This is a genomic window from Pseudomonas monteilii NBRC 103158 = DSM 14164 (assembly GCF_000730605.1).
GTDB classification, from domain to species: domain Bacteria; phylum Pseudomonadota; class Gammaproteobacteria; order Pseudomonadales; family Pseudomonadaceae; genus Aquipseudomonas; species Aquipseudomonas monteilii.
Genome location: NZ_BBIS01000040.1, coordinates 1 through 26349, shown reverse-complemented (window position 1 = coordinate 26349; position 26349 = coordinate 1). Strand labels below are relative to the sequence as shown.

Genomic DNA, 26349 nt, shown 5'->3' with positions numbered 1-26349 from the left:
TCTTTCATGCCCTTTGTGTACCGTCAAATCTGCCGAAATATGGCGGTTTGGTCTTGTTCGGGATTCCGAACGTTATAAATCAAGCACTTGCGAACCCCCTGTTTTGGCATGAAACATTATGCATAATTGGTATGGGTCATGCGCTTCCGGCATTAGATTTCCCCCTTTCCCATCGCAATAGTTGCCGCCTTTTTCGCTGGTCAGAGCGCCCTGTCGCTCGCCTGCGGTGTCCTTACATGAAGTCGCCAGACGGGTGCGCTTGAAGCCAGAGGCTTTGCCGATGGCTCTGTTACGCGTGTTTCGTCGGGTGCCATGACCACTAGAACAAAGGGTAAAGACATGAAGAAGGCAAAACTGAGCCTCGCCTGGCAGATCGTCATCGGTCTGGTCCTGGGCGTTGCAATCGGCGCGCTACTGAATCATTTCAGTGCAGAAAAGGCATGGTGGATCAGCAACGTCCTCCAGCCCGCCGGTGACATCTTCATTCGCCTGATCAAGATGATCGTCGTCCCGATCGTGATTTCGTCGTTGATCGTGGGTATCGCCGGGGTTGGCGATGCGAAGAAACTGGGCAGCATCGGCCTGAAGACCATCATCTACTTCGAAGTGGTGACCACCATCGCCATTGTCGTGGGCCTGGTGTTGGCCAACCTGTTCCACCCGGGCGCCGGCATCGACATGAGCACCCTGGGTACCGTGGACATCTCCAAGTACCAGGCTACTGCGGCCGAGGTACAGCATGAGCACGCGTTCATCGAAACCCTGCTGAACCTGATCCCGTCGAACATCTTCGCAGCGCTGATGCGTGGCGAAATGCTGCCGATCATCTTCTTCTCGGTCATGTTCGGCCTGGGCCTGTCGAGCCTGCAGGCCGAGCTGCGCGACCCGCTGGTACGCACCTTCCAGGCCGTATCGGAAACCATGTTCAAGGTCACCCACATGATCATGAACTACGCCCCGATCGGTGTGTTCGCCCTGATCGCCGTGACCGTGGCCAACTTCGGCTTCAGCTCGCTGCTGCCGCTGGCCAAGCTGGTACTGCTGGTGTACTTCGCCATCGCCTTCTTCGCCTTCATGGTGCTGGGCCTGGTTGCCCGCGTGTTCGGCTTCTCGGTGATCAAGATCATGCGCATCATGAAAGATGAGCTGATTCTGGCCTACTCCACCTCCAGCTCCGAAACCGTGCTGCCGCGCGTGATCGAGAAGATGGAGAAGTACGGCGCGCCGAAGTCGATCTGTTCGTTCGTGGTACCGACCGGCTACTCCTTCAACCTCGACGGTTCGACCCTGTACCAGAGCATCGCGGCCATCTTCATCGCCCAGCTCTACGGTATTGACCTGTCGTGGAGCCAGCAGCTGCTGCTGGTGCTGACCCTGATGGTCACCTCCAAAGGCATCGCTGGTGTGCCGGGCGTATCGTTCGTGGTGCTGCTGGCCACCCTGGGCAGCGTGGGTATCCCGCTGGAAGGTCTGGCCTTCATCGCCGGTGTCGACCGCATCATGGACATGGCCCGTACCGCGCTGAACGTTGTAGGCAACGCCCTGGCAGCACTGGTCATCGCGCGTTGGGAAGGCATGTACGATGCCGCCAAGGGCGAGAAGTACTACGCCTCGCTGATGGCCGACAAGCAGGAAGCCGCAGTGGTTGGCGAAGCCGCCAAGCGCTGAACCTGAGTGCTGTCCTAAAAAGCCCCGCCTTGTCGGGGCTTTTTGTTGTCTGTCTGGATCGCAGGCCCCGGTACAAGCAACTTCCGCTATCATTCGGGCATTTTTCAGGGGGAATACGCGGATGCTCAACGGCCTTTGGCTTGGCTTTTTCCTGGTGGCGGCAGTGTCCGCCCTGGCCCAATGGCTGGTGGGTGGTAATGCCGGGATCTTCGCGGCAATGGTCGAAAGCATTTTCGCCATGGCCAAGCTGTCGGTCGAGGTGATGGTGCTGCTGTTCGGCACACTGACCCTGTGGCTGGGCTTTCTCAAGATCGCCGAAAAGGCCGGTATCGTCGAATGGCTGGCCAAGGTATTAGGCCCGCTGTTCGCCCGCCTGATGCCGGAAGTGCCGCCCGGCCACCCTGCCCTGGGCCTGATCACCATGAACTTCGCGGCCAACGGCCTGGGGCTGGACAACGCCGCCACGCCGATTGGCCTGAAGGCCATGCGTGCGCTGCAGGAGCTCAACCCCAGCAGCACCACAGCCAGCAACGCGCAGATCCTGTTCCTGGTGCTCAACGCCTCGTCGCTAACGCTGCTGCCGGTGACCATCTTCATGTACCGGGCCCAGCAAGGCGCACCAGACCCGACCATGGTGTTCCTGCCCATCCTGCTGGCCACCAGTGTCTCGACCCTGGTTGGCCTGCTGTCGGTGGCGGTGATGCAGCGCCTGCGTCTGTGGGACCCGGTGGTGCTCGCCTACTTCATTCCCGGCGCGTTGCTGCTGGGAGGCTTCATGGCGTTTCTCGGCACCCTGTCGGCCGCCGCGCTGGCCAGCCTGTCGTCGGTCCTGGGCAACCTCACACTGTTTGGCGTGATCATGCTGTTCCTGGTGATTGGCGCCCTGAGGCGGGTCAAGGTGTATGAAGCCTTTGTCGATGGGGCCAAGGAAGGCTTCGATGTGGCCAAGAACCTGCTGCCCTACCTGGTGGCGATGCTGGTAGCGGTGGGTGTACTGCGTGCTTCAGGCGCGCTGGAGCTGGCCCTGGACGGTATCCGCCATGCGGTGAACTGGCTGGGCCTGGACACCCGCTTCGTCGAGGGCCTGCCCACAGCGCTGGTCAAGCCGTTCTCCGGCAGCGCAGCGCGGGCCATGCTGATCGAGACCATGCAGACGCAGGGTGTAGACAGCTTCCCGGCCCTGGTAGCGGCGACCATCCAGGGCAGTACTGAAACGACCTTCTACGTGCTGGCCGTGTACTTTGGCGCGGTGGGTATCCAGCGCGTGCGCCACGCGGTCGGTTGCGCACTGCTGGCCGAGTTCTCTGGCGTGGTCGCAGCGATCTTCGTCTGCTACTGGTTCTTCGCCTGAACCTTGCGCTGTGCCTGGCTGGCCTGGTCGACGGTCCAGGTCACAACTTGCCCCACCAGCTGGTCGCTGGCCTGGCCGAAACCGGCGACCACCGCTGACACCTGCTTGTCGGCCAGCGGCTGGCGGACCTCGAAACGCTTGCTGGCGAGGATGCGCTGGTTACGGCCCTGAACCAGCCGAGCGTCATAGCGAATCACCACCTCCACCGCGCCGCCCGGGCGGTACTCACTCTGGAATGCCTGCAGCTCGCCAGCCAGCTCGTAGTCGGCCTGCAGGTTGCTGTCGTCGGCGCTCAGGCGCTGTACCTGGCCATCACGCTGGAAGCCATCGAGCAGGCGATTGCGCAGCAGCACCGGGGCGGCATCGCTCCAGCGTGCACCTTTGTAGCTGCTGACCACATCGCCCTGTGGAATCACGGCAATGCGCGGGCCGGCCAGCACTTCACTGGCCAGCGGCTTGTTCAGCCGCAATGACCAGTCCATCGGCGCTGCGGTGCGGCTGGGCTGGTTAACCGGTAAGCGATAGAGGTCGACGGGCTCGCTCTTGGGCAGGATCGAGCAGGCACTGGCCAGGCTCAGCGCGGCCGCCAGGGCCAGCAGGCGCAGCGACGGTTTCATGGCTGGAACTCCTTGTTGTTGTCGCGGCCGAGCAGATAGCCGCTGGGGTCGGCCTCCAGTTGCCGGGAAATACCTTTGAGTGCGTTAAGGGTTTCGCGCAGTTCGCGAATGGCAGGTGTGAGCTGGTTCAGGCCCTGGGCGCCGTCGCCGATGGCCTCGCTGTTGTTTTTCAGCAGATTGTTGATGGTGGCAGTGCTTTCGGCCAGCGACTGCATGGCCTGCTCGGCGCTGCCGATCGCCTGTTTGCCTTCGCTGCCCAGCAGCCCGTTGGCATTGCGCATCAGCGTTTGGGTTTCGGCCAGGGTGGCGCTGGCCTGCTTGCCTACCTGCACCAGTTGCTCGATGGCCTCGGCGATGCTGCCGTGCTGGCCGGCGAAGGCGCCGGTGGTCTTGTCGAGGTTGGCCAAGGTGCTGCTGAGGTGGCCGATATTGTCTTCGGAGAACATCTGGTTGGCGTTGTGCAGCAGCATGTTGATGTTGGTGACCAGGTCGCTGCTGTCATTGAGCAGGCGTGAGATAGGCGACGGCGAGGCGATGATGACCGGCAGCTTGCCGTCCTTGCCCTTCAGCTCGGGGCTCTGTGGCGTGCCGCCGCTGAGCTGGATGAACGCGTTGCCGGTCACGCCGGCCAGGGTCAGCTTGGCCTGGGTGTCTTCCTTCACCGGGGTATCGCCGCTCAGACGAACGCGGGCCAGTACCCGGCGCGGGTCTTTCGGGTCCAGGCGCAAGGTGGACACATCGCCCACCTTGATGCCGTTGTACTGCACCGGGCTGCCACGGGACAGGCCGGAAACGGCCTCGTTGAACACCACTTCGTAGTCCTTGAACGCGTCATCGACACTGGACTTGGTCAGCCACAGGCCAAACAACATGGCGCCGGCCACCACCAGGACGGTGACCAGGCCGATTAATACGTGATGGGCTCGCGTTTCCATTGCTCAGCGCTCCTGCCCGGCACGGGTGGCGGCCTGCTCGGCTGCACGCCCGCGGGGGCCATGAAAATATTCTTGAATCCAGGCGTCGTTGGTCTGCTCGACTTCAGCCAGCGGGCCGGCCACCAAAACCTTCTTTTGTGACAGCACCGCGATGCGGTCGGTGATGGTGTACAGGGTGTCGAGGTCGTGGGTGATGAGGAACACCGACAGGCCAAGGGCATCGCGCAGGGTAAGGATCAGCTGGTCGAACGCGGCAGCGCCGATCGGGTCCAGGCCTGCGGTGGGTTCATCGAGGAACAGTATGTCAGGGTCCAGTGCCAGGGCTCGGGCCAGCGCGGCACGTTTGATCATGCCCCCCGACAGCGAAGACGGGTACTTGTCGGCGGCGGATATCGGCAGCCCGGCCAGGGCCAGCTTCACGCCGGCCAGGTGTTCGGCGTCGGCGCGGGACAGCCCGGCGTGTTCGATCAGCGGCAAGGCCACGTTCTCGGTAACGGTCAGCGAAGAGAACAGCGCGCCCTTCTGGAACAACACGCCAAAGCGCCGCTCGACCAGGGAGCGCTGCGCTTCACGCAGGCCGGCGAGGTCCTGGCCAAACACCTTGATCTGCCCTTCGTTGGGCCGGCGCAGGCCAATGATGCTGCGCAGCAGCACCGACTTGCCGCTGCCCGAACCGCCTACCACGGCGAGGATTTCGCCGCGGTACAAGTCCAGGTCGAGGTTTTCATGCACCACCTGGCGGCCGAAGCGGTTGCAGATGCCGCGCGCCTCGATAACGGTTTCCTGGCCACTCACCAGCCCATCTCCATGAAGAACAGGGCAGCCACCGCGTCCAGCACGATGACCACGAAAATCGATTGCACCACTGCCGATGTTGTATGCGCGCCTACCGACTCGGCGCTGCCACTGACCTTGAAGCCTTCCAAGCAGCCGATGGCCGCGATAAGGAAGGCGAAGAACGGCGCCTTGGCCAGGCCCACCAGGAAGTGCTGCACGCCGATGTCGCTTTGCAGCAGTGAAAGGAACATGGCCGGTGAAATATCCAGCGTCAGGGCGCATACCACTGCGCCACCGACAATGCCGCAAATCATCGCGACGAAGGTGAGCAGTGGCAGTGAGATCAGCAGTGCAAGTACCCGTGGAACCACCAGCAGTTCCATCGGGTTCAGGCCCAGGGTGCGGATGGCGTCGATTTCCTCGTTGGCTTTCATCGAGCCGATCTGCGCGGTGAACGCGCTGGCGGTGCGGCCGGCCATTAGGATGGCGGTGAGCAGCACGGCGAACTCGCGCAGAAACGAGAATGCCACCAGGTCGACCGTGAAGACCGTTGCCCCGAAGTCGGCCAGCACCGTGGCGCCGAGAAAGGCCACCACCGCACCCACCAGAAAGGTCAGCAAGGCGACGATAGGGGCGGCGTCCAGGCCGGTCTGCTCGATGTGGGCCACAACCGGGGTAATGCGCCAGCGGTGTGGTTGCAGGGCTCGACGCAGCAAGGTTTCGAGGATCACGCCGACAAAGCCCAGCAATTGCATGCTGTCCTGCCACAACGTGCCGACGGCGCGGCCGATGCGTTCCAGCAGCAAGATCAGCACATTGCGCTCGGGTTCCTTGACCGGGATGCAGTAGTCCTGCACCGAACAGTAAACGTTCTTGAGCAGCGCACGGCTGGCTTCGGGCAGGTCTTGGGTGCAGTGGGACAGGCGCTCGGAACCCAGCAGTTCGGCCAGCAACGAGGCGCCCGCGGTGTCCAGGCGGCCCAGCTGGCTGAGGTCGGCGACTGTGTCGGGGGTGGACTGCGCTCGCAGGCGTTCGCTCTCGCGCTTGAGGCTGGCGTAGTGCGCCAGGGTCCAGTCACCGGTTATACGCAGGCAGGCCGGTTGGCTGCTGGTGTCCAGGGTGGCACTGGGGGTGGTCATTGGCTCCATGCTACTGACTCGGCGCTAAGGCTTTGGGGCTGATCATAGCGCAGCAGGCATGGGCTGTTTGGTGATTATGTGCTGTCTGTTGGGTTTGGAGGCCGCAAAGCGGCCCCCTTTCAATCACTGTGCCGGTGCGTCATCGACCACCTTGAAGCGCAGCACGCCAATCACCTGGCCATCCTCGGTCAACACCCGCACCTGCCATTTGCCCACCGGGTTTGGCGGGAAGTTCTGCTTGTGGGTCCAGGCCCGGTAGCCTTCCTTGCGCCCGCCGTGGATGTCCAGAGCGATGCGGTCGACCTCTTTGCCGTCCTTCTGCCACACGTGGTAAATCCGCTCGTTCAGGCCGCGTGGTGCGTTGATGGCGGTGTAGGCATACAGGCCGCTGCTGCGAATGCGGCTGGCGGCAATCTCGTCCAGCGAATCGCCCGGTTGGCGATTAAGCACTTCGGTGCTCACCGCCACTTCGGTCATCCACAGGGTAGCCGGCGGTACCCAGGAACGCAGCAGCCAGCCCCCGGCACCCACCGACAGGGTAACCAGCACCAAGGCGACGCCGCGCCGCCAGGTGTTAATCGGGAAGCTGCTGGCCAGGCTGGGGAACGACAGGGCCATGGCGGCGATCAGGGCCAGCTTGAAGCTTTGCGCGGTGGTCAGGTGCAGGATGATCGGCAACGCGGTCAGCAGGGCGGCGAACAATGTCAGGGTATGCAGCGCCAGGAACAGCCAGCGCCGGGGCGCCAGCCACTTGTAGTACAGCGGGTCGGTGATCGAAATCAGGCCTGCGGCGCCGAGCAAACCGGTAAACACCAGCTGGCCGCTGTTCCAGGTGGTGGTGATGAAGAAGAACGGCAGCACGAAGAACAGCGTTTCCTGGTGGATCATCTGCGTCGCGTAGCGCAGCAGCGGCTGCGGGATTTCGCGATTGAAGGTGCGGGCGAAGAGGCCGGTCAGGGTGTTCTCCAGCATCAGCCAGACCCAGCTGACCAGCATAAGCACAGCTACCCAACTGGCCAGGCCGGCCTGGCGGTCGACCAGGATGAAGCTGCCGATACCAGAGAGGAAACCACAGAGCGCGATGATGCCGGGGTAGCGTTTGAGCAGTTCGATGATGCGTAGGACGATATGGGGGATTTGGGGCATTGGGTCTGCAACAGGAGAGGATTAGGTGGCTGTGCCGGCCTCTTCGCGGGTTTACCCGCGAAAGGGCCGGTACTGGCAAAAGGATACCGCCGATTCACCGCTGTCGTGTAGCACCACTGGGCCGTTCAGGGCCATGCCGTCGCCAACGCAGCAGCCCCGCCGCCAGGACCAGGCCCATCAGCAAGGCGGCCAGCCCGTACAGCTCGTCATAGCCGAGCAATGGCTTCTCGATACGCAGGTAACCCTCTTCCTTCAGCAATGCCTTTAGCGCCTCATTGGCCTGCTCCAGGCTAACCTGTCGCAACTTGCGCACCGGGTTGGCAAAGCGTCCGTCGGTGTAGTCGTTCAGCGCCCCCCAGTAGTAGTCGGCCAAGGCACTATTGCCCTGGGTGCTCCAGCTTTCCTTGGCAACGCTGGCGTCCTTGATGCGGGCGAAGGTGTCCGGGTCGAGGCCTTCCTTGCGCAGCTGCTCGAACAACGCCTGCATCACCTTCACCGCCTTGTCGATGTCGTCGCGTTCCAGGTCGGCATTGAGGCTGAGCAGGCCGGTATCGCCAAAGCTTTCACGCTGCACCGATGGCCCGTAGGACAGCCCGTTGCGCAGGCGTAGCTGGTCGTACAGCGCCCAGTCCAGGTAACGCGACAGCAGGTCGAGGGTGGCCTGATGGTCGTTGTCCAGCACCGGCTCGATGAACAGCCAATGCAGCTTGACACTATCGCCCAACCAGCCCCGGGTCAGGTCGCGGCGCTGCTCGGCCTGATGGGTGATGCTTTCCAGGTTGCGGCGTTCTTCCGGCTCGGTGGCTGGCAGTTCGCCAAAGGTGCGTTCCAGGTAGGCTGGCAGCAAGCGATCAAGGCCGCCGACCATGATCAGGGTCATGTTGTTGGCGGCGTACCAGCGGTCACGCAAGGCTTGTACCTGCTCCTGGGTCATGTCGTCGATGTTGGAGCGCTCGGGGCATTTCAGGCCCAGCTCGGTCGCCAGCTGGTCACTGGCAGGGTGGCCGATATCCTGGCGGTCGAGCCAGCGCTGCAGGTGCCCATAGTGGCCGCCATCTTCTCGCTCGATGATGCGCTTGGCGGTGGCCAGGGCTTTGGCATCGATACGGGTGTCGCGGATTATCGCCAGCAGCAGGTCGAGCACTTTGCGCTGGTTGCGTGCGGGGGCTTCGATGACAAACGTGGTGTCGGCGCTGCTGGTGTAGGCATTCCACTCGCCGCCGAGCGATTGCATGCGCTCTTCCAGGCCGCCCTCGCCGGTTTCGTCGATGCCGCTGAACAGCAGGTGCTCAAGCAGGTGCGGCAGCTCTTTCTGTTCGCAATCGAAGTCGTCCAGGCCCACCCCGACCACCAGGCGAATCGCCACATGGTCGCGCTCGTAGCCGTTTTTCAGAATGACCTGCAGGCCGTTGGGTAGCAGGTAGCCCTCAACCCGCGAGCGGTCGAGGGCCAATGAGGGCAGGCTGCAGATCAGCAGGCAAATGAACATCAGGCAACGCATGGGCGAGCTTCGGTCCTCAGGTAGGCATTCACGGCAGGCGAGCTTCGTCCGGCACACTGTCGAGCATCAGCCCGCCGGTGTCGGAGCCGCCCAGTACCACATAGGCACTGCTGCAGAACAAAGAGTTCAACCGCTTCATGTCGGCGATCAGCTCCAAGTGTAGCGAACTGGTTTCGATGCTTTGCACCACCTTACGCTGCAAGCGGCTGACGTGGGCATGCGCCAGGCGCCGTTCCTGGGCGCGAAAACGGCGTTTTTCCTTGAGTAGCAAGCGGGCGCTTTCCGGATCGGCGCTAAGGAATACTGACAGGCCAAGGCGCAGGTTGGCTAACAATTGCTCTTGCAGCCCGGTCAGTTCTTCCAGCCCCACCTGGGAAAACTCCCGGCGCTGGCTGGTTTTCTGCTGCTGGACCTTGCGCAACATGCGCTCGATGAGGTCGCAGGCGAGCTTGAGGTTGATGGCCAGCTCGATGATCTCGGCCCAGCGGCGGTTGTCCTGCACGCTGAGGTCTTCGCGCGACATCTGCGCAAGGTATAGCTTGATGGCGCTGTACAGGGCCTCGGCATCCTCACCCAGGGCGCGAACCTGCTGTGGTAGGGCGGTCTGGGTGCCGCGCAGGGCCCCCAGCATGGCTTCAAGCAGGCTGTCGACGATATCGCCCAGACGCAGGGTTTCGCGGGCAGCGTTGGCAAGCGCCAGGCTGGGTGTTTCCAGCGCCGAGGCGTCGAGGTGGCGCGGTCGGATCTGGCCGTTGCCGTTTTCCCGCTCGGGCAGCAGGCTGTTGCACAGCCGGCCCATGAGTTTGACCGTGGGCAGCATGAGCAGGCAGCGCAGGGTGTTGTAGAGCAGGTGGAAGCCGATGACCAGCTCTTGCGGGCTGAAGCTGAGCGAGTCCATCCACTCCACCAATGGGTGCAGCACAGGGATGATCAGCAGCAGGCCGATCAGCTTGTAGAGCAAGCTGCCCAACGCCACACGGCGCCCGGCAGTGTTCTGCATGCTGGTGCTGATGAAGGCCAGTAAGCCGCTACCGATGTTGGCACCGACCACAAGGCCAATGGCCACCGGCAGGCTGATGACCTCGGCACCGGCCAATGTTGCGGTAAGCAGCACGGCGGCGAGGCTGGAATAGGAAATCATGGCGAACATGGCGCCGACCAAGGCGTCGAGCATGATGTCGCCGGTCAGCGAAGCAAACAGCACTTTCACGCCTTGGGCGTGGGTGATCGGCGCAGCTGCCTGCACGATCAGCTCCAGTGCCAGGATGATCAGGCCAAGCCCGATACCGACACGGCCCAGTTGGCCAGCCCGTGTCTGCTTACGTGAGAGGAAGAAGATCACGCCCAGGAATATCAGCAGGGGTGATAGCCAGGACAGGTCGAAAGTGAGTACCCGGGCCATCAGCGCGGTACCCACATCGGCACCCAGCATGATCGCCAGGGCCGGGGTCATGGCCATCAGGCCCTGGCCGACGAAGGACGTGACCAGCATGGCCGTGGCGTTACTGCTCTGCACCATGGCCGTGACCAGTATGCCGGCAATGAACGCCAGCGGGCGCTTGTCCATGTTCTGGCTGATGATGCGCCGCAGGTTCGAGCCGAACACGCGGAGAATGCCGGTACGTACGATGTGGGTGCCCCAGACCAGAAGCGTCACGGCCGAGAGCAGGTTGAGCAGGGTCAGCATGGCGAAAGCCCCCTGTTGCACTGGCCCAGCGGGCCAAGAAAAGAAACGTGAGCGTTTGAAGAATTTTCGGTGCTCACTCAAAGCTTTAGTTGTTTTGCGCAGCTGTCGCCAGCTTCGCATGGCTGTCATGTGTTTGAAACCGATCAGACATGAAAAAGGGCCCTGCGAAGGACCCTTTGTGTTTTGCGCTTCCTGGTCTTACTGACCCGGAATGTCCTTGCGCAGTTTCACCGGCTCATGCTCTTTGCCTTCCTTGCGGGCCAGGGCGGTGCGCATGCGGATGTTGATGGCTTCCACCGCCAGCGAGAAGGCCATGGCGAAGTAGACGTAGCCCTTCGGCACATGCACCTCGAACGCTTCGGCGATCAGCACGGTACCTACCACGATCAGGAACGACAGCGCGAGCATCTTCAGCGACGGGTGCTTGTCGATGAAATTGCTGATGGCGCCGGCGCACAACATCATCACCAGCACGGCAACGACGATAGCGGCAATCATCACCGGTACGTGGGAAACCATACCCACCGCAGTAATTACCGAGTCCAGCGAGAACACGATGTCGATGATGGCGATCTGGATGATGGTGTAGAAGAACTTGCCGCCAGCACCTTTCGGCTCTTCGGCGTTTTCGTCCTCGCCTTCCAGGCCGTGGTAGATCTCTTGCGAGCTTTTCCACAGCAGGAACAGGCCACCGAAGAACAGGATCAGGTCACGTCCGGAGATGCCTTGGCCAAATACCACGAACAGGTCGGCGGTAAGGCGCATGACCCAGGTAATCGATAGCAGCAGCATGATACGGGTGACCATGGCCAGGGCCAGGCCGAAGATCCGGGTGCGTGGCTGCATGTGCTTGGGCATGCGGCTGACCAGGATCGAGATCATGATGATGTTGTCGATACCGAGGACAATCTCAAGCGCGGTAAGGGTGAAAAAGGCAACCCAGATTTCCGGGCTGGTCAGCCATTCCATGTATTTTCCTTCGAGCGGTAATGGCAACGCGCCTCGGTCGAGGCGCGTCGCGTCAGACTAATACGTGTTTATTAAAGACTACTGAACAGCGGGAAAATGCCCATCAGCAGCGCGGCGAACATTATGCACAGGCATACCAGCACTGCCCACTTGAGCGTGAAGCGCTGATGATCGCCAAACTCGATTCCGGCCAGGGCCACCAGCAGGTAGGTCGACGGCACCAACGGGCTAAGCAGGTGAACCGGTTGCCCGACGATCGATGCACGGGCCATTTCCACCGGGGTGATGCCGTAGTGGCTGGCGGCTTCGGCCAGTACCGGCAGCACGCCGTAGTAGAAGGCATCGTTGGACATGAAGAAGGTGAACGGCATGCTCACGATCGCGGTGATCACCGCCAGGTAAGGGCCCAGTGCTTCGGGGATGACGGCCAGCAGGCTTTTGGACATGGCATCGACCATGCCGGTACCCGACAGGATACCAGTAAAGATACCGGCGGCGAAGATCAGCCCGGTCACGGCCAGCACGCTGCCAGCGTGGGCGGCGATGCGATCCTTTTGCTGCTGCAGGCACGGGTAGTTGACGATCATGGCGATGCTGAAGGCAATCATGAACAGCACGGGCAGCGGCAGCACACCAGCAATCAGCGCGACCATCAGGGCGGCTGTCAGGGCACCGTTGAAGTACAGCAGTTTGGGCCGTCGCGCGTCAGGGTACTGCGAAACGGTGATTTCGCTGTGGTCGATGTCGTCAGTCGGCAGGTGCAGTTCACCCAGGCGGGCACGTTCACGTTTACCGTACATGTAGGCGATGGCCAGAATTGCCAGCACGCCGAACAGCATGGCCGGGATCATCGGTACGAAAATGTCCGACGGGTCTACGTGCAGGGCACTGGCGGCGCGGGCGGTCGGGCCACCCCACGGCGTCATGTTCATCACCCCGCCGGCCAGGATGATCAGGCCGGCCATGATCCGCGGGCTCATGCCCAGGCGGCTGTACATCGGCAGCATGGCGGCGCAGCAGATCATGTAGGTGGTGGCGCCGTCACCGTCGAGCGAGACCACCAGGGCCAGCACGGCGGTACCGACAGAGACTTTAAGCGGGTCGCCCTTGACCAGTTTGAGGATCTTGCGCACGGCCGGATCGAACAGGCCGGAGTCGATCATCAAGGCAAAATAGAGGATGGCGAACATCAGCATCACACCGGTAGGCGCGAGCTTGCTGATGCCTTCGAGCATCATGGGGCCGATCTTGGCGGAGAAACCGCCGAACAGGGCGAACAGGATCGGTACCAGAATCAGCGCGATCAAGGCCGACAGGCGCTTGGTCATGATCAGGTACATGAAGGTGATGACCATGGCAAAGCCGAGGAAGGTCAGCATGGCAATACTCCAGGCGTGGCGCGGCGAAAGGAATGTCGATTCGGGCGGATCAGCGCGTCGGGCGCTGCGCAGGGAGCATGCGGAGGGGGACTACAGAAAGGCGGGCACAGGAATACATCAGAATCACCATTGTTGTTGTTGATTGGGCCGGGCTCGGTAATTACCGGGTGCCCTGGCTGACCGGTCTTGTGCCGGTAGTGGGGGCTATCCTATGAGCGCAAGCTTTCAGCCAGCTTTCGCCGAAGCAAAGGCGACGAGAGGTAGGTGATGCAGGATGTGACCGAAGGGGGCTGCCATTGTGGCGCCTTGCGTTACCGGCTGGTGGGTGACCTGACAGACATCGCCCACTGCCATTGTTCGATTTGCCGGCGGGTAAGCGGTGGGTTGGTGGTGACCTGGCTCACCCTGCCCCGCGCGGGGTTTCAGTGGTTGGCGGGTGAGCCGAACTGCTATGTGGCGCCGGCCAGTTGCAGCCGGTACTTCTGTGGGCAGTGCGGGGCGCATGTGGCGCTGATGACTACCCATAGCCCGGAAACGGTCGATGTGACGGTGGCGACGCTGGATCACCCGGAGCGGGTCAGGGCCAACCGGCATATCTGGGTGGGTAGCCGGTTGCCTTGGTTGCACCTGGATGAGGATTTGCCTTCGCAGGCAGAAGAGAAACTGTAGGCAACATCACAACTGCAGGCCTCCCGCTGCCTTGTGCAGTGCCCGCAAATGTTCGCCAATCTGCTTCACATTGGCCTCGACAGCCGCAATTTCCTTGGCCCGAGACGGCTCCAGCAGCGCCCTCACCTCTTTGTCCAGGCTGGTGCTCAAACGCAACAACTGTGCCTGGCGTTCGCTGCTGACCTGCTCAAGGTGCATGCGCTCCTCGGGCTGCGGCAGCCCGTAGCCCTTGGCATCGAGCAGTTCTGCCGGGCGGCTGAGAAAACCGCTGTTGGCGAGCATCTGCTTGAGGGTCGCATCGGCCTTGCTGACGCTGCCATCTTTCAAGGCAGCGGCATTCAGGTAGCGCTGCTTGACCTCGTCCTGGGCTAGCAGCAGTTGCCGGCGCAAGCTGGCCTGTTCGAGCAGCAGTAACGCGGCGCTGGTGCGCAGGTCGGCCTTGGCAAACCATGGACGGCGTTGCTCGGCATCCAGTGCCAGCCAGTCTTCGACCAGGGCCTGCTTGATCGGCAGCTGTTTGCGTAGCACCTCGAACATGGCCTGGTAGCGGTCGCGATAGGAATCGAACCGGTAGCCCAGGCGCAGCGCCTCACGCGGGTCATCCAGCACGCTGGTGTCTGCCAGCCCCCTGCCCTTGAGTACTGCCAGCAAGCCGTTGGGCATGATGCTGTCGAGGTCGTTGAGGCGTGGGTTGGCGGTACCGCTGCGCAGCAATTTCAACGACTCCACGGCACAGTTGTTGGACAGGAACCAGTAATTGCCGTCGTAGCTCCAGTGCATTTCGGCGGCCTGGCGTACGAGGCGCTCGATTTCGTCGCGGTTTAGCCTCAAGGGCACGGAAGCCAGGCTGCGCAGCTCGGTCTTGGTGTACTCGTCGATTACCTGGCCCAGCGGCAACACGAATAGCCGCGAGGGGTAGTTGCCGACCAGGCCGTCCCAGCTGGACAGCTGCACATCGTTGACGAAAGCGCGATACGACAGCACCAGGCTCTGGTCGAGGTCCAGGCGGCAGTCCGGCCCGCGTGGGCGGCCCGGCTTGCAGATCACCAGACGCAGCATGCTGTGGCCCCAGCGGCTGACCAGATTCTGGTTGGCTTCGGCCAGCAGGTAGTCCACTTCATAGACCCGCTCAGGGTCGATTTCACCCAGCGGCTGGCGGGCAAAGTCGCTGCCGGCATTGATGAACGGCAGGCCCTTGGCGCAGGTGTCCTGTTGCGGTGCCCAGCCGAAGTGCTCGCGCAGGTACTGGTTCAGCGCCGGGCGGCGGCAACCGTAGCTCGGGTCGAGGAGGAAGTACTCCATGTTGACCGCGATGTACTCCTTGGGGCTGCTCAGTTCATAACTGTCGGGGCTGCGCACGAACTGACCATTGTGCTGCTCGCGCTCGCCACGACGGCCTACGTACTGTTGCCAACCCGCCAGGTCGAGCAAACGCGGGTCGTCGCTGAGGGTGAAGCGGCGTTCGGCCTGGCCCCGGCACGCTTCGGGCAGGCCGATTTTGCCCAGCGTGCCTTGCTGGCGCTTGCAGCGGGTAATCAGCGAATGCTCGGCAGCGGGCCACAGCCGGGCACGGTCGTAGATATGGGTAAGCTCGTGCAGCACGGTGGCCAGCAATTCTTCGCGCACCGTGCCATGGGGGCGGTTGGTGCGTTCGGTAGCAGCGCTGCCGTCGGTGAGACCGGGCAGCAGGCGTCGATTGAGCTCAAGGGTGGACACCAGCGATGCCTGGCCGTAGGCATCTGCCGGCATGCTGTCGCTCCAGCTGACCCGCACGCGGCGGTCCAGCTGCTGCTTGAATCGGGGGGGCAGCTTGCCCAAGGCCTCATCGAGCAGGGCCTGGGTGGCCTGGGTTTGCTGCGGGTCCAGGCCGGTTGCCTGCAGCTGAAGCTGCAGGTCGGCCAATACGGGCGTGCCGGGCAGCGTCAGGGCGCAGCCGAGCAGCCAGGCACGCACGCGTTTCACAGTGCGAGAATGGCTTCGGCCAATACCTGATCGCTGGCGCCACGCGCTTCTGGCACGCGCTCGCGCAGGGTGTTGAAGGCCGCCTCAAGCTGGGCGCCGCGAATGTCACCGTTGCTGGCGACGAAGCTGGCAGCGTCGTCATGGGCTTCGCGCACCACTTTGGAGTCGCGAATCGAGGTGGTGGTGTCCGAGGTGAAGTCGATCGAGCGGCCAAAGGCACGCACGATGATATTGCTGGTGGCCACCAGGGTCTGTGCCTGGGCCAGGTCGGCCAGCAGCAGCATGCCGAGGGTAGCGGCAATCAGCGGTTTACGCATGGAGCATCTCCGAAAAATACAGGGAGTCAGATGTAGTTATTGGACGAGAATTGCCTGCGCCAGTTCCAGGTCGCCGACGGCGTGCCGTGCACAATTGTGGCGTAATGATTCCAGCGCAGCTTCCAGCCGCACACCGCGGATCTGGCCGTCGCTGGCCACGAAGGCCGCCGCATCGTCGCGCGCCTGGCGGACCAGTTTGCGATCGAAGGGTGCAGTGGTGACCTGGCTGGTGACATAGCCGGTAATGACCAGGCTTTGCGTGGTGGTATCCATGGCATGGGCGCTGGCCATGCCTGCAACGGAAAACAGCAGCGGCAACAGATAACGCATGGGCTCTACAACAGCTGGAAAGGTGGGGCGCAAAGGTTGGATGGCTGTGCTGGTAGCCACCAGCACAGCTAGAGGGCTCAGCTGGCGTCAGAGTGCCAGGATGGCCTGGGCCAGTTGCGCATCGCTGGCCTGCAACGCGGGTGCTTGCGAGCGGATGTGCAAGAAGGCGCTTTCCAGTTTGGCACCGCGGATGTCGCCCTGGCTGCCAACAAAGGCAGCGGCGTCGTCGCGGGCGGCCTTGACGATCTTGTCGTCTTTGAACGAGGAGGAGATATCGGAAGTGGCATCGGTGGACGCGGCTACCGCGCCAACGACGGCGTCGGTGGTGACAACGAAGCTGGTGGCGTTTGCGGTGCCGGCCAGGCTCAGCATCAGGGCGGCGCCAATCAGGTATTTACGGGACATGATCGTGGACTCCTGGACTAGGGTCGGGTGGTTCTGCTTATCGGACGCTCGCACAGCTCGTCACGGTACTTTTAACAGTGGGTTCTACCAGACTGTGAAGCCAAGCGTATCACGCGCCGGTGTTTCTGGATGTTAATGAAAAGCGCGCCAACAAACTGTATCTATGTTTTTTTGGATTATCAAAACTGTACATATTTGTTTGCGAGAGGCTCTAGCATGCGGCCTGAATGCAAAAAACCCGTTGCAGTTACCTGCAACGGGTTTCGGGAATTCGCGGTGCCGGCCGAAGCCGGCAAGCCGGTGCTTAGCGCCAGAAAGGCTTGCTCAGCTCTTCGTAACGCTGCGACTCGCTGATACCGGCGTCGGCCAGCAGACGGGCGTCCAGGCGAGCCAGTTGACGGCGGCTAGCCATACGGCGCTGCCACAGCAGCAGGGTGGACAGTGCGCGCAGCGGCAGCGAGGCGTTGGATTGCTGGGCGTTGCTTTCAAAAACCAGACCGGAACTGAGGGTACGTTCCATGATGCTTCATCCTTCCGCTTATGGCGGGATTAGGTAGTGATTTAACTGATGCCAATGATCCTCCTCTGTCGTCCATAACAGTAGATACAGTTCAGTTGAAAGACGATGACTCAGTTAACTGTGTAACCCTACTGTTGCACCCGAAACAAGCGCAACTGTACTGGTCTGCACGCTATTGGTGCGTTTTCGACTGATGGGGGGATTTCAGGAGGAAGGGACTGGCAGAAATACCAGTACAGTAGAACAGTTTTTAATGGAGATTGTAAGGGTGTTGCGGAAGCGGGCTTGCCCGCGGAACAGGCGACACGGAGGATGGCACCGGCTGTGCCGGTATTCCCGGCTAAAGCCGCTCCTGCAGAGCGCGTGACCGGAACAGCACACGCTGTTCCGGATCACGAATTGATCAGCTAGCCAGCATGCGCCCGGTTTCTTCCAGGTTTTCGTGCCAGCTCAGCGCTTCACGCAGAATGTGCGGGGTATGGCCGCCACGCTGGCAGGCACGATCGAAGTAATCGTTCAGCGCAGCGCGGTAGTCTGGGTGCACACAGTTGTCGATAATCGCCCGTGCCCGCTCGCGTGGTGCCAAGCCACGCAGGTCGGCCAGGCCTTGCTCGGTCACCAGGATGTCCACGTCGTGCTCGGTGTGGTCGACATGGCTGACCATCGGCACCACACTGGAAATCGCGCCGCCTTTGGCAATCGACTTGGTGACGAACACAGCCAGGTGGGCGTTACGGGCGAAGTCACCCGAGCCACCAATGCCGTTCATCATTTTGGTGCCGCACACGTGGGTGGAGTTGACGTTGCCGTAGATATCGAACTCCAGTGCGGTGTTGATACCAATGATGCCCAGGCGACGCACCACTTCCGGGTGGTTGGAGATCTCTTGCGGGCGCAGCACCAGCTTGTCCTTGTAGCGCTCAAGGTTGCCGAATACGTCGGCATTACGGCGAGTGGACAAGGTGATCGAGCTGCCCGAAGCGAAGCTCAGCTTGCCGGCATCGATCAGATCGAAGGTGGAGTCCTGCAGTACTTCGGAGTACATGGTCAGGTCTTCGAACGGCGATTCGATCAGGCCGCACATCACGGCGTTGGCAATGCTGCCGATACCGGCCTGCAGCGGGCCGAGCTTGTTGGTCATGCGACCAGCTTCAACTTCTTTCTTGAGGAAGTTGATCAGGTGGTCGGCAATGCCTTGGGTTTCGTCATCCGGCGGCAGCACGGTGGATGGGGAGTCCGGCTGGTCGCTGATGACGATGCCGACGATCTTGGCCGGGTCGATCGGGATGGCGGTGCTGCCGATACGGTCATCGACCTTGACCAGCGGGATTGGCGTGCGGGTCGGGCGGTAGGTCGGGATATAGATGTCGTGCAGGCCTTCCAGGTTGGGGTTGTGCGAGAGGTTGATCTCGACAATCACCTGCTTGGCGAAGATCGCGAAGCTGGCCGAGTTGCCTACCGACGTGGTTGGCACGATGTGGCCTTGATCGGTAATGGCCACGGCTTCGATGACGGCGATGTCCGGCAGTTTCAGCTGCTGGTTGCGCAGTTGCTCGACGGTTTCCGACAGGTGCTGGTCGATGAACATCACCTGGCCGTCGTTGATGGCCTTGCGCAGAGTGCTGTCGACCTGGAATGGCATGCGGCGAGCCAGCACGCCGGCCTCGGTCAGTTGCTTGTCCAGGTCGTTGCCCAGGCTGGCGCCGGTCATCAGGCTGATTTTCAGTGGCGACTGCTTGGCACGTTCGGCCAGTGCATGCGGTACGGCTTTGGCTTCACCGGCGCGGGTGAAACCGCTCATGCCGACGGTCATGCCGTCCTCGATCAGACCAGCGGCATCAGCCGCACTCATTACCTTGCTGTGCAGGGAGGACAAGCGGATACGATCACGGTACATGGATTGTTATCTCGGGCTACTGAAACTACTGCAGCGCAGTCTAGAGATTTCGCCCATTGCCGTCCCACGACCATGGTCGTATGAGAAGCCCTGAAGTAGAGCCGTTGATCCGGATCAATAAAAGAAAAGCCCCGGCAGATTCTGACCGGGGCTTCCTTTATATCCGCTGGTTTTCAGCAGTGGATATCAGTCCACAGCCTTGACCATGTCTTCGATCACTTTCTTGGCGTCACCGAACACCATCATGGTCTTGTCCAGGTAGAACAGTTCGTTGTCCAGGCCGGCATAGCCGCTGGCCATGGAGCGTTTGTTGACGATGATGGTCTTGGCCTTGAAGGCTTCGAGGATCGGCATGCCGGCAATGGGCGATTTCGGATCGTTCTTCGCCGCCGGGTTGACCACGTCGTTGGCACCCAGCACCAACACCACGTCGGCCTGACCGAATTCGGCGTTGATGTCTTCCATTTCGAACACCTGGTCGTAAGGTACTTCGGCCTCGGCCAGCAATACGTTCATGTGCCCGGGCATGCGGCCTGCCACTGGGTGGATCGCGTACTTCACGGTTACGCCGTTGTGGGTCAGCTTTTCGGTCAGCTCCTTCAGCGCGTGCTGGGCACGGGCCACCGCCAGGCCATATCCCGGCACGATGATTACGCTGTCGGCGTTGCTGAGCAGGAAAGTGGCGTCGTCGGCCGAGCCGGACTTCACCGGGCGCTGCTCTTTGGAGCCTTGCGCCGCACCCGTATCGGTGTCAGCGCCGAAGCCGCCAAGGATGACGTTGAAGAACGAACGGTTCATCGCCTTGCACATGATGTACGAGAGGATGGCACCGGACGAACCCACCAGCGAACCTGCAATGATCAGCATCGAGTTGTTCAGCGAGAAACCGATGCCGGCCGCAGCCCAGCCCGAGTAGCTGTTGAGCATCGACACCACCACCGGCATGTCGGCGCCACCGATCGGAATAATGATCAGCACACCCATGATGAAGGCCAAAACCAGCATCAAGGTGAAGGCACTGTAGTGGCCGGTGAAGGTGAACAGCAGGCCTAGGGCAATGGTGGTCAGGCCGAGGATCAGGTTCAGCTTATGCTGGCCGGCGAACTGTACTGGTGCGCCCTGGAACAGGCGGAACTTGTACTTGCCCGACAGCTTGCCGAAGGCGATTACCGAGCCGGAGAAGGTAATGGCACCGATTGCAGCACCCAGGAACAGCTCCAGGCGGTTGCCGGTAGGGATCGGGTCGCTGATGGCGGCAACGATGCCCATCGACTGCGGCTCCAACACGGCGGCGATGGCAATGAACACCGCAGCAAGGCCGATCATGCTGTGCATGAAGGCGACCAGCTCCGGCATCTTGGTCATTTCGACGCGCTTGGCCATGATCGAGCCGGCGGTACCACCAACCAGCAGGCCGACGATCACGTAGCCGATGCCGGCAGTAGCGAGCTCTGCCCCAAGCTTATAGATAAGGCCGACGGTCGTGAGGATGGCGATCCCCATGCCGATCATGCCGAACAGGTTGCCGCGCCGCGAAGTGGTCGGGTGCGACAGGCCCTTGAGCGCCTGGATGAAGCAGATCGACGCAACCAGGTACAGAAGTGTTACCAGATTCATGCTCATGCTTACTTCTGCCCCTCGTTCTTGGCTTTCTTTTTGAACATCTCAAGCATGCGGCGGGTGACCAGGAAGCCACCGAACACGTTGACTGCGGCCAGGGCCACGGCCAGGGTGCCCATCAGCTTGCCTGCCGGGGTAACGGTTAGGGCCGCGGCCAGCATGGCGCCGACGATTACGATTGCCGAGATGGCATTGGTGACCGCCATCAATGGGGTGTGCAATGCCGGGGTGACGTTCCAGACCACGTGGTAGCCCACATAGATGGCCAGCACGAAGATGATCAGGTTGTAGATGCCGTGGGAAATCAGCATATCTTCCATTGTCGTGCTCCTTAGCCGTTCTTGCGGACGACCTGGCCATCGCGGCACATGAGGCAGGCCGCGACGATGTCGTCTTCGAGGTTAATGACCAGTGCGCCGTCCTTGTCGAACAGCAGCTTCATGAAGTCCAGCAGGTTGCGTGCATACAGCGCCGAGGCATCGGCACCCACTTGGGCAGGCAGGTTGGTCGGGCCGACAATGGTCACGCCGTTTTCCTGCACGACCTGGTCAGCAACCGTCAGCGGACAGTTGCCACCCTGGGCTGCAGCGAGGTCGATGACCACCGAGCCAGGCTTCATTTGCGCGACGGTTTCGGCGCTGAGCAAGGTCGGAGCCTTGCGGCCGGGGATCAGTGCGGTGGTGATGACGATATCCGCCTGCTTGGCGCGCTCATGCACGGCCTGGGCCTGGCGTTGCATCCAGCTGGCAGGCATCGGGCGGGCGTAACCCCCCACCCCTTCGGCGCATTCGCGCTCCTCATCGGTCTCGTAGGGCACGTCGATGAACTTGGCGCCCAGCGACTCGATCTGCTCTTTCACGGCCGGGCGTACGTCGGACGCTTCGATCACTGCGCCCAGGCGCTTGGCCGTGGCGATGGCCTGCAGGCCGGCAACGCCCGCACCCAGAATCAACACGCGCGCGGCCTTAACGGTACCGGCAGCGGTCATCAGCATGGGCATGAAGCGCGGGTAGTGATGGGCCGCCAGCAACACAGCCTTGTAACCGGCGATGTTGGCTTGCGACGACAGCACGTCCAGGCTTTGCGCCCGCGATGTACGCGGTGCGGCTTCCAGGGCGAAGGCGGTAATACCGCGTTCGGCCATTTTGCCGATCAGTTCGCTGTTGAAGGGGTTGAGCATGCCCACCAGAAGGCTGCCACTGTTGATCAGGGCCAGTTCCTGGTCGTTGGGGGCGACCACTTTGAGTACCAATTGGGCGCCGTAGGCGTCGGCGGCATTCCCCATGGAAGCACCCACGGCCTCATAGGCACTGTCCGGAATGGCGGCGTTTAGCCCTGCCCCCCGTTGGACGGTGACCTGATGGCCCTGGCCAATCAGTTTCTTGATGGTTTCCGGGGTCGCAGCGACCCTTGTCTCACCGGTCTGCGTCTCGAGAGGAACACCAATGTGCACGACTTTTCTCCTGCGGTGACCTTTTGTCTTTGTAAAAGCCAGCACACTTCGGATGGTGCACTGGGGCGGCTGTGGAGCGCCGACCCGCCAGTTCCCGGGCGGGCGAAGCATTTTGCAGACGAACCAAGGGGCCTTCAACCGGTTCTGGAGCGAAACGAAGTTAAAACTACAAGTCACCCTGTGACCGCTTGTCGCAGTAGTAAGGCTGTAGCCCGTCAAGCATGGGCTATTGGCAGATTAGGAGAAAAAAACAAAAATTTTTCGGTCATTTCGCTTACGGCACGCTGAGTGTCGCAAAATAACCCGCAAGGCCGCGTGCTTAGCAGGGTTAAAGGGTATTTTCTGGCTTGCATAACAGTTTACGGATATGCGACAAATCCATATATCTGTAGGTGTTTAAAATAATTGACTACAGGGTCAATTTGTCGCACTACTCATTTTCTTGCAATGTAGGCGTGGGCCTGGCTTACCAGCCAGTCCCGGAAGGCGCGTAGTGATGCCGATTCCACCTTGCGCTCCGGAATCATCAGATAGTAGGCCTTGTCGCTGTCGAGGGCATGCCTGTTAGCGACCACCAGCCTACCCTCCTCCAGTTCGCGCTGGATCAGGAACGGCGGAATCAGCGCGATCCCCATTTCATGTATGGCCGCCTGGGAGAGCATCGAGAATAGTTCATAACGCGGGCCTGTCATGTCGCGCTCCACATTCATCCCCAAGCTGCCGAACCATTGCCGCCAGGCATAGGGGCGCGTGCTTTGCTGCAGCAGGGGTAGTTGGGCGATGCACTGTGCTTCAAGCGTGCCCTGCCCGGCCAGCAATGCCGGGCTGCAGACGGGGACAGGGTTTTCCCCCATCAGCCGGTGAGACTGGGTGCCGGACCAGTCGGCATCACCGAAATAGATCGCGGCATCGAACGAAGTGTCGGCGAACAGGAATGGCCGAGTTCGGTTGGTGAGGTTGACCGTGACCTCTGGGTGGCGTTGCTGGAAGTCCTTGAGGCGCGGAAGCAGCCATTGAGTGCCGAAGGTAGGCACCACTGCCAGTTCGATCACGCTGGCCCCCTGCTGGCCCATCACCGACAAGGTATCGCGCTCCACGGCGTCCAGTTGGGCGGCCACCTGACGGCTATAGGAAAGGCCGGCTTCGGTCAGCTTCACGCCGCGGCGCGAGCGGCGAAACAGTTCCACATTGAGAAAGGCCTCCAGGCCGCCAATTTGGCGACAAACGGCGCCCTGGGTCAGGGCCAGTTCCTGGGCGGCCTTGGTAAAGCTCTCGTTGCGTGCTGCCGCCTCGAAGCAAACCAGGGCAGCGGTACTGGGGATCTTGCGGCGCATGTACGTCAACCTCACTTGTAAGGCTTTCAATAAGGCGTTTTGCCGATTTACGGAGTGACAAATTATCACTAATTGGTGCGCAATCCTCGTTTGTCCCGGGCGCCGATCAGGCCTAGGCTCAAAGGCACAAGAAACTGCCCCCTATTTCGAGGATTTCGCTCATGGCCGGTAAAGCAAGCTTCAACTGGATCGACCCGCTGCTGCTGGATCAGCAGCTCACTGAAGAAGAGCGCATGGTGCGTGACAGCGCTTATCAGTTCGCCCAGGACAAGCTGGCCCCTCGTGTACTTGAAGCGTTCCGCCACGAGCAGACTGACCCGGCGATCTTCCGCGAGATGGGTGAAGTCGGCCTGCTGGGGGCCACCATCCCTGAGCAGTACGGTGGCAGCGGCCTGAACTACGTGTGCTATGGCCTGATTGCGCGTGAAGTGGAGCGTATCGACTCGGGCTACCGCTCGATGATGAGTGTGCAGTCGTCGCTGGTCATGGTCCCGATCAATGAGTTTGGTACCGAAGCACAAAAGCAGAAATACCTGCCCAAGCTGGCCAGTGGTGAGTGGATCGGTTGTTTCGGCCTGACTGAGCCTAACCACGGTTCTGATCCAGGTTCGATGATTACCCGCGCCAGGAAGGTAGATGGCGGCTACCGGCTGACCGGCAGCAAGATGTGGATTACCAACAGCCCAATCGCTGATGTATTCGTGGTCTGGGCTAAGGACGATGCCGGTGATATCCGCGGCTTTGTGCTGGAAAAGGGCTGGGAAGGCCTGAGTGCGCCGGCTATCCATGGCAAGGTTGGCCTGCGCGCCTCCATCACCGGTGAAATCGTCATGGACAATGTGTTCGTGCCAGAAGAGAACATCTTCCCGGATGTGCGTGGCCTCAAAGGCCCGTTCACTTGCCTTAACTCAGCCCGTTATGGCATCTCCTGGGGGGCGCTGGGTGCTGCGGAAGCCTGCTGGCACACTGCGCGTCAGTACACGCTGGATCGCCAGCAATTCGGTCGCCCGCTGGCTGCCAATCAGCTGATCCAGAAGAAGCTGGCTGACATGCAGACCGAAATCACCCTGGCACTGCAAGGTTGCCTGCGCTTGGGGCGCATGAAGGACGAAGGGACGGCTGCGGTGGAGATCACTTCGATCATGAAGCGCAACTCCTGCGGCAAGGCGCTGGATATTGCCCGCATGGCGCGTGACATGCTGGGTGGTAATGGCATCTCCGACGAGTTCGGCGTGGCCCGTCACCTGGTCAACCTGGAGGTCGTCAACACCTACGAAGGCACGCACGACGTGCATGCATTGATCCTGGGGCGTGCGCAAACCGGTATCCAGGCCTTCTATTAATAAGGAGCCAGCCCATGGGCGCGCTATCACATCTGCGGGTGCTGGACCTTTCGCGCGTGTTGGCTGGCCCATGGTCTGGCCAGATTCTCGCTGACCTGGGCGCTGACGTGATCAAGGTCGAGCGCCCGGGCAGTGGTGACGATACGCGCGCGTGGGGCCCGCCCTTCCTGAAGGATGCTGCGGGTGACAATACCAGCGAGGCGGCTTATTACCTGTCAGCCAACCGTAACAAGCGCTCGGTGACCATCGACTTCACCCAGCCTGAGGGGCAGCGCCTGGTGCGTGAGCTGGCAGCCAAGTCCGATATCGTCATCGAGAACTTCAAGGTGGGCGGTCTGGCTGCTTATGGGTTGGACTACAAGAGCCTGAAGGCGGTCAATCCACGGCTTATCTATTGCTCCATTACGGGGTTTGGCCAGACTGGACCCTATGCCAAGCGTGCGGGTTACGATTTCATGATCCAGGGGCTGGGCGGGCTGATGAGCCTGACTGGCCGCCCGGAGGGCGAGGAAGGCGCAGGGCCGGTCAAGGTGGGTGTGGCGCTTACCGACATTCTTACCGGGCTGTATTCCACGGTGGCGATGCTCGCTGCCCTCGCCCACCGGGATCAGACCGGGGTGGGGCAACATGTCGATATGGCATTGCTCGATGTGCAGGTGGCTTGCCTGGCGAACCAGGCAATGAACTACCTGACTACGGGAACCCCGCCTCGCCGGCTAGGTAATGCGCATCCTAATATAGTGCCCTACCAGGATTTCCCGACGGCGGATGGTGACTTCATTCTTACCGTGGGCAACGACAGTCAGTTCCGCAAGTTCGCCGAAGTGGCCGGGCAGTCACAATGGGCGGATGATCCGCGTTTCGCCACTAATAAGCTGCGGGTGGCCAACCGGGCGGAGCTGATTCCTTTGATCCGCCAGGCAACGGTGTTCAAGACCACGGCCGAGTGGGTAAGCCAGTTGGAAGCTGCGGGCGTGCCATGTGGGCCGATCAATGACCTGGCGCAGGTGTTTCAGGACCCTCAGGTGCTGGCTCGGGGGTTGGCGGTGAGCATTCCCCATTCTTTGGCGGGTAGCGTTCCGCAGGTGGCAAGCCCGATACGGTTGTCGGAGACGCCAGTGGAGTATCGCCTGGCGCCGCCACTGTTGGGTGAGCACACTGAGTTGGTGCTGGGGGAGGTGTTGGGGCTGCAAGCGGGAGAGGTGCGGCGCTTGCGTGATGCGGGCGTGCTGTAGAGCTGTCCGGTGTTGCTGAAAAGCGGGGAGGCCGTCAGGCCTCCCCGCTTTGCTTTTCAGCGATGTTAAGGTTTCTTGAAATTAACGGTTGACGC

General features: G+C 61.5%; 24 protein-coding genes. 5 read left to right on the top strand and 19 right to left on the bottom strand.

The window, feature by feature from the left end:
* Nucleotides 1-339 precede the first annotated feature (339 nt).
* Together gltP and PM2_RS20270 are read left to right on the top strand one after the other, a co-directional pair.
* The gene (gene gltP / locus PM2_RS20275; protein ID WP_016712857.1) at nt 340-1668 is read left to right on the top strand and encodes a glutamate/aspartate:proton symporter GltP; all 1329 of its coding nucleotides are present in this window, start codon (nt 340-342) and stop codon (nt 1666-1668) included.
* 121 nt (nt 1669-1789) lie between these two features.
* Nucleotides 1790-3019: a nucleoside recognition domain-containing protein gene (locus tag PM2_RS20270; RefSeq protein ID WP_016712858.1), complete on the top strand. Its 1230-nt coding sequence runs from the start codon at nt 1790-1792 to the stop codon at nt 3017-3019.
* Here PM2_RS20270 and PM2_RS20265 read toward each other — a convergent pair.
* The 9 genes from PM2_RS20265 to PM2_RS20225 form a co-directional block, all read right to left on the bottom strand.
* The gene (locus PM2_RS20265) at nt 3001-3636 is read right to left on the bottom strand and encodes an ABC-type transport auxiliary lipoprotein family protein (RefSeq protein WP_016712859.1); all 636 of its coding nucleotides are present in this window, start codon (nt 3634-3636) and stop codon (nt 3001-3003) included. The two genes, PM2_RS20270 and PM2_RS20265, sit on opposite strands and share 19 nt — an antisense overlap.
* Nucleotides 3633-4571, bottom strand: coding sequence for an MlaD family protein (locus PM2_RS20260; protein ID WP_016712860.1), 939 nt, complete (start codon nt 4569-4571; stop codon nt 3633-3635). The genes PM2_RS20265 and PM2_RS20260 overlap by 4 nt, the downstream gene beginning before the upstream one ends.
* Before the next feature lie 3 nt (nt 4572-4574).
* On the bottom strand, nt 4575-5366 hold the full coding sequence (locus PM2_RS20255) for an ABC transporter ATP-binding protein (RefSeq protein ID WP_016712861.1): 792 nt from the start codon (nt 5364-5366) through the stop codon (nt 4575-4577).
* Nucleotides 5363-6496 carry an ABC transporter permease gene (locus PM2_RS20250; RefSeq protein WP_016712862.1) on the bottom strand — a complete coding sequence of 378 codons (1134 nt, stop codon included), beginning with the start codon at nt 6494-6496 and terminating at the stop codon, nt 5363-5365. Before PM2_RS20250 ends, PM2_RS20255 begins: the two co-directional genes overlap by 4 nt.
* 114 nt (nt 6497-6610) lie before the next feature.
* Entirely contained in the window at nt 6611-7633 is a 1023-nt protein-coding gene (locus tag PM2_RS20245; RefSeq protein WP_016712863.1) for a DUF5924 family protein, read from the bottom strand.
* A gap of 94 nt (nt 7634-7727) precedes the next feature.
* The gene (locus PM2_RS20240; protein ID WP_016712864.1) at nt 7728-9134 is read right to left on the bottom strand and encodes a M16 family metallopeptidase; all 1407 of its coding nucleotides are present in this window, start codon (nt 9132-9134) and stop codon (nt 7728-7730) included.
* 28 nt (nt 9135-9162) lie between these two features.
* Nucleotides 9163-10821: a Na/Pi cotransporter family protein gene (locus tag PM2_RS20235; RefSeq protein ID WP_016712865.1), complete on the bottom strand. Its 1659-nt coding sequence runs from the start codon at nt 10819-10821 to the stop codon at nt 9163-9165.
* Nucleotides 10822-11019: 198 nt separating this feature from the next.
* Nucleotides 11020-11790, bottom strand: coding sequence for a TerC family protein (locus PM2_RS20230; protein ID WP_016712866.1), 771 nt, complete (start codon nt 11788-11790; stop codon nt 11020-11022).
* 71 nt (nt 11791-11861) lie between these two features.
* The gene (locus PM2_RS20225) at nt 11862-13169 is read right to left on the bottom strand and encodes a CitMHS family transporter (RefSeq protein ID WP_016712867.1); all 1308 of its coding nucleotides are present in this window, start codon (nt 13167-13169) and stop codon (nt 11862-11864) included.
* 267 nt (nt 13170-13436) lie between these two features.
* On the opposite strand from PM2_RS20225, the gene PM2_RS20220 reads away from it, so the two are divergent.
* Nucleotides 13437-13838, top strand: a complete 402-nt coding sequence (locus tag PM2_RS20220; RefSeq protein WP_016712868.1) for a GFA family protein — start codon at nt 13437-13439, stop codon at nt 13836-13838.
* Between the two features lie 6 nt (nt 13839-13844).
* On the opposite strand, the gene PM2_RS20215 is transcribed toward PM2_RS20220, so the two are convergent.
* From PM2_RS20215 to PM2_RS20170, 10 genes are all read right to left on the bottom strand, one after another.
* Nucleotides 13845-15800 (bottom strand): DUF7844 domain-containing protein, encoded by a 1956-nt coding sequence (locus tag PM2_RS20215; RefSeq protein WP_016712869.1) that lies wholly within the window; start codon nt 15798-15800, stop codon nt 13845-13847.
* Complete coding sequence (locus PM2_RS20210) at nt 15797-16117, bottom strand: DUF2388 domain-containing protein (RefSeq protein ID WP_012316830.1); 321 nt, start codon at nt 16115-16117, stop codon at nt 15797-15799. The genes PM2_RS20215 and PM2_RS20210 overlap by 4 nt, the downstream gene beginning before the upstream one ends.
* Before the next feature lie 36 nt (nt 16118-16153).
* A complete protein-coding gene (locus tag PM2_RS20205; protein ID WP_016712870.1) occupies nt 16154-16447 on the bottom strand; it encodes a DUF2388 domain-containing protein in 294 nt (97 codons plus the stop codon).
* A gap of 87 nt (nt 16448-16534) precedes the next feature.
* A complete protein-coding gene (locus PM2_RS20200) occupies nt 16535-16852 on the bottom strand; it encodes a DUF2388 domain-containing protein (protein ID WP_016712871.1) in 318 nt (105 codons plus the stop codon).
* A gap of 304 nt (nt 16853-17156) precedes the next feature.
* Nucleotides 17157-17372, bottom strand: coding sequence for a DUF1127 domain-containing protein (locus PM2_RS20195; RefSeq protein WP_003256968.1), 216 nt, complete (start codon nt 17370-17372; stop codon nt 17157-17159).
* Between the two features lie 403 nt (nt 17373-17775).
* On the bottom strand, nt 17776-19269 hold the full coding sequence (gene scpC / locus PM2_RS20190; protein ID WP_028699521.1) for a succinyl-CoA:acetate CoA-transferase ScpC: 1494 nt from the start codon (nt 19267-19269) through the stop codon (nt 17776-17778).
* A gap of 186 nt (nt 19270-19455) precedes the next feature.
* Entirely contained in the window at nt 19456-20892 is a 1437-nt protein-coding gene (locus PM2_RS20185) for an NAD(P)(+) transhydrogenase (Re/Si-specific) subunit beta (RefSeq protein WP_016712873.1), read from the bottom strand.
* 2 nt (nt 20893-20894) lie between these two features.
* A complete protein-coding gene (locus tag PM2_RS20180; RefSeq protein ID WP_016484308.1) occupies nt 20895-21209 on the bottom strand; it encodes an NAD(P) transhydrogenase subunit alpha part 2 in 315 nt (104 codons plus the stop codon).
* Between the two features lie 11 nt (nt 21210-21220).
* Nucleotides 21221-22342: a Re/Si-specific NAD(P)(+) transhydrogenase subunit alpha gene (locus PM2_RS20175; RefSeq protein ID WP_028699520.1), complete on the bottom strand. Its 1122-nt coding sequence runs from the start codon at nt 22340-22342 to the stop codon at nt 21221-21223.
* Between the two features lie 434 nt (nt 22343-22776).
* Complete coding sequence (locus PM2_RS20170) at nt 22777-23676, bottom strand: LysR family transcriptional regulator (RefSeq protein WP_028699519.1); 900 nt, start codon at nt 23674-23676, stop codon at nt 22777-22779.
* Nucleotides 23677-23837: 161 nt separating this feature from the next.
* On the opposite strand from PM2_RS20170, the gene PM2_RS20165 reads away from it, so the two are divergent.
* Both PM2_RS20165 and PM2_RS20160 read left to right on the top strand, forming a co-directional pair.
* Entirely contained in the window at nt 23838-25019 is a 1182-nt protein-coding gene (locus PM2_RS20165; protein ID WP_016712875.1) for an acyl-CoA dehydrogenase, read from the top strand.
* A 14-nt stretch (nt 25020-25033) separates the two neighbouring features.
* On the top strand, nt 25034-26254 hold the full coding sequence (locus PM2_RS20160) for a CaiB/BaiF CoA transferase family protein (RefSeq protein ID WP_016712876.1): 1221 nt from the start codon (nt 25034-25036) through the stop codon (nt 26252-26254).
* Nucleotides 26255-26349: the final 95 nt, after the last annotated feature.

Coding starts and splice junctions, on each gene's coding strand:
- gltP (WP_016712857.1), top strand. CDS start 340: ATGAAGAAGGCAAAACTGAGCCTCGCCTGGCAGATCGTCATCGGTCTG.
- PM2_RS20270 (WP_016712858.1), top strand. CDS start 1,790: ATGCTCAACGGCCTTTGGCTTGGCTTTTTCCTGGTGGCGGCAGTGTCC.
- PM2_RS20265 (WP_016712859.1), bottom strand. CDS start 3,636: ATGAAACCGTCGCTGCGCCTGCTGGCCCTGGCGGCCGCGCTGAGCCTG.
- PM2_RS20260 (WP_016712860.1), bottom strand. CDS start 4,571: ATGGAAACGCGAGCCCATCACGTATTAATCGGCCTGGTCACCGTCCTG.
- PM2_RS20250 (WP_016712862.1), bottom strand. CDS start 6,496: ATGGAGCCAATGACCACCCCCAGTGCCACCCTGGACACCAGCAGCCAA.
- PM2_RS20245 (WP_016712863.1), bottom strand. CDS start 7,633: ATGCCCCAAATCCCCCATATCGTCCTACGCATCATCGAACTGCTCAAA.
- PM2_RS20240 (WP_016712864.1), bottom strand. CDS start 9,134: ATGCGTTGCCTGATGTTCATTTGCCTGCTGATCTGCAGCCTGCCCTCA.
- PM2_RS20235 (WP_016712865.1), bottom strand. CDS start 10,821: ATGCTGACCCTGCTCAACCTGCTCTCGGCCGTGACGCTTCTGGTCTGG.
- PM2_RS20230 (WP_016712866.1), bottom strand. CDS start 11,790: ATGGAATGGCTGACCAGCCCGGAAATCTGGGTTGCCTTTTTCACCCTT.
- PM2_RS20225 (WP_016712867.1), bottom strand. CDS start 13,169: ATGCTGACCTTCCTCGGCTTTGCCATGGTCATCACCTTCATGTACCTG.
- PM2_RS20220 (WP_016712868.1), top strand. CDS start 13,437: ATGCAGGATGTGACCGAAGGGGGCTGCCATTGTGGCGCCTTGCGTTAC.
- PM2_RS20210 (WP_012316830.1), bottom strand. CDS start 16,117: ATGCGTAAACCGCTGATTGCCGCTACCCTCGGCATGCTGCTGCTGGCC.
- PM2_RS20205 (WP_016712870.1), bottom strand. CDS start 16,447: ATGCGTTATCTGTTGCCGCTGCTGTTTTCCGTTGCAGGCATGGCCAGC.
- PM2_RS20200 (WP_016712871.1), bottom strand. CDS start 16,852: ATGTCCCGTAAATACCTGATTGGCGCCGCCCTGATGCTGAGCCTGGCC.
- PM2_RS20195 (WP_003256968.1), bottom strand. CDS start 17,372: ATGGAACGTACCCTCAGTTCCGGTCTGGTTTTTGAAAGCAACGCCCAG.
- scpC (WP_028699521.1), bottom strand. CDS start 19,269: ATGTACCGTGATCGTATCCGCTTGTCCTCCCTGCACAGCAAGGTAATG.
- PM2_RS20185 (WP_016712873.1), bottom strand. CDS start 20,892: ATGAGCATGAATCTGGTAACACTTCTGTACCTGGTTGCGTCGATCTGC.
- PM2_RS20180 (WP_016484308.1), bottom strand. CDS start 21,209: ATGGAAGATATGCTGATTTCCCACGGCATCTACAACCTGATCATCTTC.
- PM2_RS20170 (WP_028699519.1), bottom strand. CDS start 23,676: ATGCGCCGCAAGATCCCCAGTACCGCTGCCCTGGTTTGCTTCGAGGCG.
- PM2_RS20165 (WP_016712875.1), top strand. CDS start 23,838: ATGGCCGGTAAAGCAAGCTTCAACTGGATCGACCCGCTGCTGCTGGAT.
- PM2_RS20160 (WP_016712876.1), top strand. CDS start 25,034: ATGGGCGCGCTATCACATCTGCGGGTGCTGGACCTTTCGCGCGTGTTG.